Genomic DNA, 11,593 nt, shown 5'->3' with positions numbered 1-11,593 from the left:
TCAACTTTTGCTAACGCAGTTCAATATCGCCAGAATAGACTTTGATTTTCTCTCCGTCCCCTTTAATCACCGTTAACGCGCCTGAGTCATCCAAGGAGTCCGCAATACCCTCCACTACGCCATTAGGTGTATAGGTTCGGATAGGACGCTTGAGAGTGACACTCAGGGCTTCCCAAAGCAATCGGATTGGGGAGAACCCCTCTTCCAAGTACAAAGCATACAGCTCTTCGAATTCTAAAAGAAAGGCTTGTACTAATGTTTCTCTTTTGATATCCGTACCAGATTCAATCGCCAAAGAAGTTGCAATAGAACGGAGCTCCTCCGGATAGTCTTCAACTTTCAAATTCACGGATATGCCAATCCCGGCAATGACATACTTCAATCTTTCATCCTCGCCGCTGCTCTCCAGCAAAATCCCGCTGACTTTCTTCCCTTTAATCAGCAAATCATTCGGCCATTTGATCCCGATGTCAACACGGCACACTTTCTGGATGGAGCGACAAAGCGCGACTGCGCTCAGCAGTGTCAGCTGTGGCATAAAGTAAACAGGTACCTTGGGTGTGAGCACCAGACTCATCCAAATCCCTTTACCCGATGGAGAATGCCACGCACGCCCCATTCGGCCGCGCCCAGCTGTTTGTGCTTCAGCAAGCACCAGCGTGCCCTCAGAAGCCCCTGACGCAACCAGTGCGTGAGCAATCGTCTGGGTGGAGCTTACTTCTCCATACACATGCACCTTTTGTCCGAGCACTTTCGTCTTCAATCCCTGCAGCAGCTCAGCGACCTGCCATTTATCCGGCTTGCTTACCAGCCGATAACCTTTGCGCGGGGCTGCCTCAAATTCATACCCAGCCGCCCGCAGCTCTTCGATATGCTTCCAAATCGCTGTGCGACTTACGTTTAATCTACGGCTGATTTCCTCACCTGACACGTAAGTTTCCGGCGATTCTTGAAATAGCTCTAATATCCGCTCATTCATTCTGTTCACTCCAAATTAACTAGTTGAAAAACATAAGTAAAAAAACCACGCGCGCTGCTACTTCGCAGCACGCGCGGCTTGTAAAAGCGACTCTCGCTCGTTCGGCAATTCGCCGAGCGCGGTTCTTTCCAGCAGTTCCTGCAGCAGCTTGCCCATCCATGGGCCCGGCTGCATGGCCAGCTCTGACGCCAGATCCTTGCCGGATATGGCGAGGTCCTTCAGGCTGAAGCAAGGTACCTCGCTCAGCCAAACCTCCCCGCGGCGCACCAGCTCCGGCGCGGTAGCTTCAAGAAACAGCGCGAGCTTGCCGCGCTGACCATGACTCGGCTGCAGCACACGCAGCAGCCGCAGCAGCGCGCGAGCGGCGGCTGCGCCGCTGCGCACCGCGCCAAGCTTCCAGACCCGCTCCAGCGGAGCAGGGTCTGATGGTGAGGCGGCCACTGCTTCGCGCAGGGCCAATATAGCCCCTACCGCGTCGCCATCGGCGCGGGAGAAGGTCAGCTCCTGGAGCGCCGTGCGGACCACGTCCGCCGGCACCTCCAGGAGCATCAGCAGCATGGACCAGCGGTCATGCTGCTCCTCCAGCGCGCTGACAGCGTCCAGCGCGTCATCCCAGGCGAGCCAGCGCTCAAAAGGCAGCGGAAGCTGCTTTTTGAGGTGCGCCGTCAGGCGGCTCGCCAGGAGCAGCCTGACGGCCCGCGCAGGGGCGGGGCCGTCAATCATACGCTGGAGCTCGCTGCGCACGCGCTCCATGGCGATGTGGCGCAGCAGCGGTGCTTGCACCAGCAGCGCCTGCCACGTGCTCTCCTCGACCTGCAGATTGTAGGTCGAGGCAAAACGAATGCAGCGAAGCATGCGCAGCGCATCTTCGCCGAAGCGTTCCTCCGCTTTGCCTACGCAGCGGAGCACGCCTAATGCGAGATCCGTTTGCCCATCAAACGGATCGATCACTTCGCCTTCGCGGTCCATCGCCATCGCGTTCATGGTAAAATCACGCCGCTTCAGATCCTCCGTCAAGTCGGAGATATACGCGACTGAAGCCGGGCGGCGAAAACCTTCATACTCCGCCTCTTGGCGAAACGTCGTCACTTCATACGTCCCCTGTTGCAGGATGACTGTAACCGTTCCGTGTTGAAGTCCTGTCGGCGCCGTCCGCGGGAAGCAGGCAATCACCTGCTCCGGCAAAGCTGACGTCGCGATATCGATATCTTTAATCGGCCGATCGAGTACAGCATCCCGTACGCAGCCACCTACGAGGTAAGCTTCATAGCCTGCCTCCGTAAGCTTAGTCAGAACGTACGAAGCGCCTCGATCTTCCTCCCCTATTTTTCGAACATCCAACATGTTACTCCTATCCAGCGTACATCCTCTTATTGACAGGATGAGGCTGTAATCCGATGTGATTCCGGTAGTTCTCTTCCCAATACGCGATAATAAATTTCTTCATATTGCTGCGTGGTGATATCATTACAAAACGTGTATCTGGCACGGTCCAAACAATTTTGCACCACTTGCTCATACAGTACTTGATTGCTTAGCAGGTTCACTACATGGTCTGCCATTGTTTCTGTATCGCCCACATCGGCAAGGTAACCGGTTTCCCCATGCGTAATCAACTCTGGAATTCCTCCTGCATTTGACCCAATGGTAGGCACACCACAGGCCATCGCCTCCAGAGCGACCAATCCGAAGCTTTCTTTCTCCGAAGGCAGGAGCATGACATCAGCAAGAGAAATCACCTGTGATACGTCGTCCTGCTTGCCACAGAACGTGACTTTATCGGTAAGACCTAGCTCTTTTACCTTGGCAATCATTTTGGACAAATCAGGACCTTCGCCGACAAATAAGAGCCTTGAAGGAATCCTCTTGCTTACATTCGCAAAGATATCAATGACATCCTGAACGCGCTTGACCGGTCTAAAATTGGAAATATGAATAAGAATCTTTTCTTCCGGCCTTGCAAATTCCCCACGAAGCTTCGTGACATCTCTGGGGTAATACACCCTTTTATCAACAAAGTTATAGGTTAAATCGATATCGCGGTCAATATCCAGTAATTCCCTAGTTTCCTTAATTAAATCCTTCGACACTGCCGTAACTGCATCGCTCTCATTAATTGCATATCGAATTAAATCTGAAATGGATTGATCTTGACCAAGTACCGTAATATCCGTTCCGTGAAGGGTAGTAACGACCTTCAGCTTGCTTCCAACCATCTGTTTGGCCAGCAGTGCACACACGGCATGTGGAATCGCGTAGTGAACATGAAGCAGATCAAGCTCTTCCATCTTCGCAACTTGTGCAAGTTTGCTTGCAAGAGATAGATCATACGGAGGGTAACGGAATACATAATACTGACTGACTTCCACTTCATGATAAAAAATGTTTTTATGAAATTTACCCAGGCGAAACGGCATGCTATGCGTAATAAAATGCACCTCATGCCCTTTTTCGGCAAGCAGCTTGCCGAGCTCTGTTGCAACAACGCCTGAACCGCCTAACGTTGGATAACACGTAATTCCAATTTTAAGTTTATCGTTCATTTTGCACCTCTTTTCCAGATCAATCGAATCGATCTACCACCATTGGCAGCTTAGAGACGAAACCTTCTGCATATGGAAGCATACGCTTTTGTCCCAATAAATGGTCACGAGCCACTACACGTTCTATATAACCTTGATTAAGCGGTGTCGCTACGCTGCCTTGCCCTGTTATGAACTGCGAACGATATGCGCTCAGTGCCGCCTTTTTGGTCTCGTAATAATCTGTTACATTGACTATGAAATCAGCTTCGTACACATCATTTATAAAATAAAAATACATGTTCTCCACGTTCACGGGATCAGACTCCGGCAAATATTTGCGCAGTTTGGCATTAAAGACAGCTTCTTGAATTAATGCCGAGCAGGCAATATGATCGGGATGTCGATCTTGCCAGTAAGGAGCAAAAACGATTCTAGGTTTATATTTTCGGATTTCTGCTGTAATTCGTTCAATATGACTGGGAGTCACGAACAAGCCCCGATCTGGCAACCCCAGATTCGTTCGCACGGTCAATCCTAATAATTGTGCCGCTTGCTCTGCTTCTTCTTTCCTCGTTTCAACCGTCCCATTGGAAGACATCTCTGCGTAGGTTAGATCGCAAATACCCACCCGATAGCCCATCGCGGTATGCTTTGCAATCGTTCCAGCCATCCCAATCTCAGCATCGTCGGCATGTGCACCAAAAATAAGAATATCTAATTGTTCGCTCATCTTATTCAAGTCCCGGTTTATATTTATGTACGAGTTCTCTCCATGCAAAATCTCCGCGATCCAGCGCTTTAACGAGGATTTCCGCCGTCGCAATATTGGTCGCGCATGGGATTCCTTGAACATCGCATAAGCGCAATAGAGCAATGATGTCAGGCTCATGTGGCTGCGCCATTAATGGATCGCGCAAGAAGATAATCAAGTCCATTTCATTTTGGGCGACCAAAGCACCAATTTGCTGGTCTCCGCCAAGTGGACCCGACATAAAGCGATGGACATCGAGCTTCGTATTCTCCATAATTCTCTGGCCCGTCGTACCTGTTCCATATAATTTGTGATCTGCAAAGACATGCTCATAGGCTGTAACGAAATTGACCATCTCATCTTTTTTGCGGTCGTGAGCAATTAGCGCAATATTTAACATTCTGACTTCCACTCCCCTAGGACTTACTTAATCTATAAAATGCTCGAATCCATAAATCATACCGCTATATGTCATTACTTTACGAACAGCAATCGCTACGCCAGGCATATAGGCAGCACGGTCATAAGAGTCATGTCTTATCTTAAGCGCCTGCCCTTGTTCAGCCATAATGACTTCCTGTTGAGCAAAAATACCTGGCAGACGTACGCTATGTATTCTAAACCCATTGTAATACCCGCCGCGCGAACCTTCAATCGTTTCTTCTTCTTTCGGATTGCCTTGCCTCATCTCTTCTCTAACTTCAGAAATAAGTTCAGCCGTTTTCACGGAAGTTCCTGAAGGCGCATCGAGCTTTTGATCACCATGATACTCGATAATTTCCAAATGCGGGAAGTATTTAGAAGCTTGCGCTGCAAATCTCATCATTAGAATGGCTCCAATGGAGAAATTAGGTGCGATAATTCCGCCGATACCTTTGTCCTGACACTGCTTGTCCAACTCAGCAATATCCTGCGGTGTGAAACCAGTAGTCCCCATCACGGGACGAATGCCTAACCGAATCGCTAAACTTGTATGCGAAAATGCCGTTTGCGGTCCAGTAAAATCCACTACTACATCTGGTTTGGATTCGGTTAGCGCAAGTTCCAAATCATTGCTCATTTTGACGCCGCATTCTTCTAATCCTACCATTTTTCCAAGATCAATTGGGCCAGAGGAGCGGCTTATGCCCGCCACTAATTCCATATCGGACTCCGTGAGTACGGTCTTTACAACCTCTCTCCCCATTCTTCCACTTGCCCCAATGACGGCTACTCGAATTTTACGATCCATGACGATGTTTCTCCTTTGTGTATGTTTCAGACTCTATTTTTCATCTTTTGCTGGTAGCGAGCAGCCTGCTGCTTGGCTAATTCGTGATTTGGCTCTAGTCGAACGGCTTCCATCACCGTTTGATAGGCTCTCCCGTAGTCTTTACGAAAAGCAAAAGCTTCCCCAAGTATCAGGTAGGCTTCTATTGCAAGAGGATCGAGCACAATCGCTTCCTTCAACAAGAATATCGCTCTTTCGGCATGCTCGGATTGCGTGCTTAGCTGCTTGCGAGCTTTTCCGACCAATTCTCTGGCATGCAGCACTTGCAAATGATACCGGTACACTTGATTATCTTGTTCCAACTGGGTAGCTTTTGAAGCGTGTTCAATGGCATTACTCAGCTTGTTGCTTCTTGCATAGGTTATCGATAGTTTGTAGTGATAGGCAGCATTGTTCGGTTCTGCGGTTATCGCTTTTTCAAACCATTCGATGGCTTTTTCGAAGTCTTGTGAAAGTATAGATTCGTACGCTTTCTGTATTTGATCTTCTCCATTCATCTGCCCATCCTCCTTATCGAAAGAGAGTCTCCCTTCAGAGGGGATGGTATAGTTTATGAAGCTTATGTAATTTCGGTGTTAATTTTAGTCCATCTACCCGCATCTCTCGTATTGAACTTATGCATGATTTTATCATGCGCTTCCGTCAGATCAATCCCTAGTGAGTTCGCGAAACAGATCGTTATAAACATGATATCGCCAAGTTCTAACTCGATGGAGTTGTCCGCTTCCGTGCTTTTTTTCGGTTTTTCACCATAGGAATGGTTCACTTCACGAGCTAGTTCTCCCACTTCTTCGGACATTCTAGCGAGCATAGCCAAAGGACTGAAATATCCTTCCTTGAACTGGGAAATATAAGTATCGACTTCTTTCTGTATATCTTTCAGCGTGCGTTCCGACATGTTCACCCTTCTTTCCTTCTTCTTCACCAAGATATCATTACTATGTTAAACTAAACAAGAAAAGTTGACAAATTTTTTTGACAGATGCGAACCATGAGGTTTGGAGGAAATGAAATGATTTTTAAGGAACGATTGGCTGATCAATTTACAAATGTACTTGCCATAACGATTGGCACCGCAATCTATGCGTTTGGTTTACATTATTTTGTGATTTCTAATGAGCTCATGGAAGGCGGTGTTACGGGTGTAGCTTTGCTTCTGAAGTATGTGCTTAACGTTCCTCCATCCGTATCTACTTTGGTATGTAATATCCCCTTGTTTTATCTCGGATGGCGTGTTTTCGGGAAAGGCCCCATGTTGTACACAATTTACGGGGTAGTTTCCTTGTCATTTTTTCTTTGGGTCATGGAACAACTCATACATAATAACTGGCTTATCCCCTTTCATACCACACAGGATTACTTTCTAGCTACACTTTATGCCGGAATCACACTAGGTACCGGACTTGGTCTTGTCTTCCGCTTCGGGGGCACCACGGGCGGATCAGACATCCTGGCTCGGATCGGGAATAAGAAAAGGGGCTGGAGTGTTGGACAAGTTATCTTAATTATTGACGTTATCGTAATTGGTACATCCTTTCTCTATTTGCCGAAGGAAAAAGTCCTCTACTCACTCGTTGCAGTCTTTGTTACTTCTAGGCTCATCGATTACATATCTGAAGGCGCTCATGCAGCTAAGGCATTTACAATTATAAGCGATGAAGCTGTGCCTTTATCGGAAGCTATTACAAAGGAATTAGACCGTGGAGTGACTCTGTTTCCTGCTAGGGGCGCATACTCCGGCAACAATAAAGAAGTATTGTATTGTGTCGTGTATCGTCATGAAACAAGACGTCTTCGCGAGCTTATTCAATCCATCGATCCTCGCGCCTTTATCATCATCGGGGAAGTCCATGACGTGATAGGCGAAGGCTTTAAAGCACAATAAAAGGAGGCCTTCGCAAAAGCTTCACAAAAGAGACGCTCCTGCCTTGGGAAAGCCTTTTTCTAGAGCCGAATCGAGTAGCGGGAAAAACCCCATTTATTTCAAGAAATTCTGGGCTAGATAGTCCTAATAACTGGAAAAAATCCCGTTAATTTGCTCCATAACCCTATATCCAGGCTCAATTGTCTACATTAACAGGAGAACTTCCATTAATTCACCCCTCTGGCTGTGTTATTCAACTATTTAGCGGGAGCATTTCCAGTTAATCTAATGAGGCGCTGCCAAGCGCACAAAAGGCTGTCCCTCGGTCATATAATGACTCTCGGGACAGCCTTATTAATCTCCAAGTTCCTTTTCCCGCACCCGGGGATTTTTGATTGGAACGATATGTCGGCCGGATTGGTACATCCGCCAGCCCACGAACGACAATACACTAACGATGATAAGTCCAATCCCTGCAGACCAGATAATTGGATGTTTAGGGTCAGTAATGGGAACGAAAGCAATTGCATCTTTGTTTTTCAAAAACAATTCATCCAATACTTGACCCAAATGGTCCAGCCCTGTTTCTACTTGACGGCCTATCATAGGCTCACTATTAATGTTCTTTCTTAGAAAGAGGATGACAGAATCAAGCTTCTCGACAGAGGAAGCATCCCGGCTAATCAATAATGAAGGATGAATGATGGCAATATGCTGCGATAGCTTTCCGAAGCCTGCAATGCTCTCTTGCTGCTTGCCTGCTTTTACAACTTGTGTCAATGCAGCTGTGTCATTTTGCAGTACTTTATAATATTGCAGCCACATGGGTTGATTTTTATGGGTAAGAGCATCCGTTGCAAGTCTTATTTTGGCTACAGCCATTTGTGCTTCTTCCGGTGAGTAGCTCGCGGCGTTATAGACTCTCTTGGCCTGCGTAATCGTTTCCGTTAACGCATTAAGCCCCTCTACGGATGTAATGCCTTCAAATTGTATCTTCGGAATTTGATCTGACATTTGCATCAGCTTATTTCGTGCCTCCAGCACTTGACCGTCCATCGTTTGCTTGTACATCTCGTCAGCAATTTGATTCAAAAACTCAACCCGCTTCAACTGTTCCGGATCTATTGGTTTAGCGGCTTGTCCAATCGTACTGGTGCTAGCTGCGCATGCAGAGCTTATACTTACGACTGCTGCCAGTAAAAGTGTGACCGTCAGTCGTTTAATTCCCCCGGGAAATATAAACATGGGACATCCCTCCTTCACCATCATCATATGGAGGTTTGTCCCAAATTAGACCATCGGTTATGTGATTATCGTTGTTTCTTCTGGCGTAAACCCAAGCAGATGAAAGCGATCAAGATACCTATAACGCTCAAGCTGATTGTAAACCCTTCTATGGTTCTATAGTAGTTGTTTACAAGCACTTCTGGCAATCTAGGAAATACCCCTCGTTCATAATCCATGAAGTCGTTCCATATCGTCCAGCACGCAACAAGTAGGATGGCAGGAATCCGGTAAGTAAACCATCTCACAAATAATAGCGCTTCTACTGCCATTGCCAAATGCGAGCATGTAAGCATCCAGCCATCCCAGCCAACAGGAACTCCTTGCCAAGCGCCTGCCCAAATCATGGTAACTGCCCAAATGCCATATTTAAATGATGTGATAAGAGCAAAGGCTTCCACAAAGGCTCTAATGGATTGGTACACTTTCCCAGATGGTCTGCCCCATGTGCGGTCAATAATCAAGTAACCTGCCGACAAAGTGAAGAATAAACTGGCTGTCGGACTATCGGGCACAAAAATAACATACCATGACGGGTAATCAGCTATCGTGTCCATCATTTGAATCCAATACCACTCATAACCATACACGGTGCCCAACAGATTCATAATGAAAAACAGCCACAGCATCTTTTTGCTTAACAAGAAATCCTTACTCCAAAAATAAGAAATGGACACGCCTTGATGCAAGGAAGCTCCTCCTCCAGTGATTTAAAAAAACCTGACCGCTTTCGCGACCAGGTTTCCCTATTTTATTGGGCTTTTTGTTTGGACAACCATTCAGTAAGTTTCGTGATATCGGCATCTGTTAAACCTTTATCAATGTTAGCTTGGTATTGTTTACCCATGTTACCCTTACCGTTCTTGACGATGTTCATAATCTCATCTTGCGGATGTTTGTCACCTACGCCAAGCAGCGCTGGTACGCCTGAAGCCGGCATCCCTTTAAGTCCTGCACCATGACAAGACAAGCACGTTGCTTTTTTGTAAATTTCAGCACCCGGATCATCTGCAGCTACGATAGCCGGAGCTTTCTTCGTATCCTTAGCAGCACCGCCGCCAGCAGCTGCGCCTTTGTTAGCGTGCATTTCTTCTTCACGCTTAATGTGCTCAGGAATGATGTTTTTCTCTTTCAACTCAAATTGGTAGTGATCCCAAGATGTGTACGTTAAGTATGTACATGCGATTAGACATAAAATCATCAAGCTAGAAGCGATTGGTCTTCTGTAGAAGCGGCGCTCTTTGCCTGTATCCAAGAAAGGAGCCAGCAACAAACCACCGAACAGCAAACCAGGCACGACAACTGCTCCAAGTACTACGTAATCCCCAGATGTATACGGATATTTCAATAATTGATACATGAACAAGAAGTACCAGTCAGGCATCGGAATAAACGCTGTATTTTTAGGATCCGCAGGATAACCTAACGGTGCCGGATCGGACATTACCAACACTAACATACCGACTAATACAACTACCCCTACCATCCACTCTTTTAACAAGAAGTTTGGAATAAAGGCTTCCGATTTTCCCGGATACGCAGAGTAATCGCGAGGAATTAATCTTTGTTCTTCTGTTTTCTTAATTACGCGGGAATCCCCTACGTAAACGATTTTCTCGTCTGACTTATGACCATGCGCCACGCTATTCGCCCCTCCCTAATTTATAGCGGTCCGGAAATACCTTGTTTGCGAATCATGAAGAAGTGTCCAGCAAGCAAAGCGAGCAGAACGCCAGGCAGGAAGAACACGTGAATGGCAAAGAAACGAGTTAGTGTTTGCGCACCAACGATGCTTCCGCCTTGCAGCAACGTTTCAATGTACGGACCCGCTAAAGGTACGGACGCTGCAATTTTCATACCTACTTGTGTAGCGAAGTATGCTTTGTTATCCCATGGAAGCAGGTATCCCGTAAAACCTAGACCTAACATAACGAAGAAAATGAGCATGCCTACTACCCAGTTCATTTCACGTGGTGCTTTGTAAGAACCTGTGAAGAACACGCGCAGGGTATGTAAGAACATCATTACGATAACTAAACTAGCTCCCCAGTGGTGCATACCTCTGACGATAACACCGAAAGCTACTTTATGTTGTAAGTAGTCAACGCTTGCATAAGCATTGATGATATCAGGTGTGTAATACATCGTTAAGAACATACCTGAAAGGATTTGAATGACTGTAATGAAAAACGTCAATCCGCCGAAGCAATACACGAAAGCGGAAAAATGATGAGCAGGGTTTACGTGTTCTGGAACCTCATGATCTGCTACATCCCTCCACATAGGCGTAATATCAAGACGTTCGTCAATCCAGTTGTATACGTTTTTAAACATCTGACTGTGACGCCTCCTTATACTCTTGTGTTAGCATGCAGTTGTCCCACATAAACGAACCCATTCTCAACTTTGGTTGTGTATTCATCCAATGGTTTTGGTGCGACAGCAAGGTTTTTACCATCTTGCGTATAGTGAGCACCATGACAAGGACAGAAATACTGATCTTTGTAAGCCGGGTTATCGTTCCAGTTAACCGTACATCCAAGGTGCTTACAAGTAGGATTTAGTGCAAAGAGTTTGCCACTGCTGTCTTTGGAAATCCACGCAACCAATTCAGCGTCACTTTCGTACCAACCATCTACTTGATGCACTTGGAACGTAAATGATTGTGGTACATTTGTAATTTTACTTTCTTCGACAACTTTAATCCAATCTGATTCTGACTTCTTCTGAAGTACAGGATCTACCGCAAACCGAATCATTGGAATAATGATGCCGGCCCCCATGAATCCTCCAGCGCCACCTAGGGTGTAGGATAGAAATTGTCGACGAGACATTTCGCGTTTTGTCCCGGGTTTCTTCCCATGCTGTTCTTCATTGTGATTGTTATGATCACTCATTCTCAGGTCTACCCTCCTACATT

14 protein-coding genes are annotated in these 11,593 nt (G+C 46.6%); 1 reads left to right on the top strand and 13 read right to left on the bottom strand.

What is annotated here, in order from left to right; all coding sequences use genetic code 11:
- Positions 1 to 10 precede the first annotated feature (10 nt).
- The 8 genes from GQF01_RS20265 to GQF01_RS20230 form a co-directional block, all read right to left on the bottom strand.
- Entirely contained in the window at positions 11 to 979 is a 969-nt protein-coding gene (locus tag GQF01_RS20265) for a biotin--[acetyl-CoA-carboxylase] ligase (RefSeq protein ID WP_161408519.1), read from the bottom strand.
- A 57-nt stretch (positions 980 to 1,036) separates the two neighbouring features.
- Entirely contained in the window at positions 1,037 to 2,323 is a 1,287-nt protein-coding gene (locus GQF01_RS20260; RefSeq protein ID WP_161408518.1) for a CCA tRNA nucleotidyltransferase, read from the bottom strand.
- A gap of 26 nt (positions 2,324 to 2,349) precedes the next feature.
- A complete protein-coding gene (gene bshA, locus GQF01_RS20255; RefSeq protein ID WP_161408517.1) occupies positions 2,350 to 3,522 on the bottom strand; it encodes an N-acetyl-alpha-D-glucosaminyl L-malate synthase BshA in 1,173 nt (390 codons plus the stop codon).
- 19 nt (positions 3,523 to 3,541) lie between these two features.
- Positions 3,542 to 4,234 (bottom strand): bacillithiol biosynthesis deacetylase BshB1, encoded by a 693-nt coding sequence (gene bshB1, locus GQF01_RS20250; protein ID WP_161408564.1) that lies wholly within the window; start codon positions 4,232 to 4,234, stop codon positions 3,542 to 3,544.
- Between the two features lies 1 nt (position 4,235).
- A complete protein-coding gene (locus GQF01_RS20245; protein WP_161408516.1) occupies positions 4,236 to 4,655 on the bottom strand; it encodes a methylglyoxal synthase in 420 nt (139 codons plus the stop codon).
- Positions 4,656 to 4,682: 27 nt separating this feature from the next.
- Positions 4,683 to 5,486, bottom strand: a complete 804-nt coding sequence (dapB, locus tag GQF01_RS20240; protein WP_161408515.1) for a 4-hydroxy-tetrahydrodipicolinate reductase — start codon at positions 5,484 to 5,486, stop codon at positions 4,683 to 4,685.
- A 26-nt stretch (positions 5,487 to 5,512) separates the two neighbouring features.
- Positions 5,513 to 6,022, bottom strand: coding sequence for a tetratricopeptide repeat protein (locus GQF01_RS20235; RefSeq protein WP_161408514.1), 510 nt, complete (start codon positions 6,020 to 6,022; stop codon positions 5,513 to 5,515).
- A 62-nt stretch (positions 6,023 to 6,084) separates the two neighbouring features.
- Entirely contained in the window at positions 6,085 to 6,423 is a 339-nt protein-coding gene (locus GQF01_RS20230) for a nucleotide pyrophosphohydrolase (protein ID WP_145655280.1), read from the bottom strand.
- 114 nt (positions 6,424 to 6,537) lie between these two features.
- Here GQF01_RS20230 and GQF01_RS20225 point away from each other — a divergent pair, with 114 nt between their 5' ends.
- On the top strand, positions 6,538 to 7,410 hold the full coding sequence (locus GQF01_RS20225) for a YitT family protein (RefSeq protein ID WP_161408513.1): 873 nt from the start codon (positions 6,538 to 6,540) through the stop codon (positions 7,408 to 7,410).
- 333 nt (positions 7,411 to 7,743) lie between these two features.
- Here the strand turns inward: GQF01_RS20225 and GQF01_RS20220 are convergent, their stop codons facing one another.
- The 5 genes from GQF01_RS20220 to GQF01_RS20200 form a co-directional block, all read right to left on the bottom strand.
- Positions 7,744 to 8,634, bottom strand: coding sequence for a sporulation protein YpjB (locus GQF01_RS20220; RefSeq protein WP_161408512.1), 891 nt, complete (start codon positions 8,632 to 8,634; stop codon positions 7,744 to 7,746).
- Between the two features lie 65 nt (positions 8,635 to 8,699).
- Entirely contained in the window at positions 8,700 to 9,362 is a 663-nt protein-coding gene (locus tag GQF01_RS20215; protein ID WP_235960066.1) for a DUF1405 domain-containing protein, read from the bottom strand.
- Positions 9,363 to 9,424: 62 nt separating this feature from the next.
- Positions 9,425 to 10,315 (bottom strand): menaquinol-cytochrome c reductase cytochrome b/c subunit, encoded by an 891-nt coding sequence (locus GQF01_RS20210; RefSeq protein WP_161408511.1) that lies wholly within the window; start codon positions 10,313 to 10,315, stop codon positions 9,425 to 9,427.
- Positions 10,316 to 10,335: 20 nt separating this feature from the next.
- A complete protein-coding gene (qcrB, locus tag GQF01_RS20205) occupies positions 10,336 to 11,007 on the bottom strand; it encodes a menaquinol-cytochrome c reductase cytochrome b subunit (protein WP_127451419.1) in 672 nt (223 codons plus the stop codon).
- 17 nt (positions 11,008 to 11,024) lie between these two features.
- Complete coding sequence (locus GQF01_RS20200; protein WP_161408510.1) at positions 11,025 to 11,570, bottom strand: QcrA and Rieske domain-containing protein; 546 nt, start codon at positions 11,568 to 11,570, stop codon at positions 11,025 to 11,027.
- Positions 11,571 to 11,593: the final 23 nt, after the last annotated feature.

Source organism: Paenibacillus silvestris (assembly GCF_009882985.1).
In the GTDB taxonomy this organism is placed as follows: Bacteria; Bacillota; Bacilli; order Paenibacillales; family NBRC-103111; genus Paenibacillus_E; species Paenibacillus_E silvestris.
Note: the sequence above shows the minus strand (reverse complement) of the source record. Positions and strands in the feature narration are given on the sequence as shown.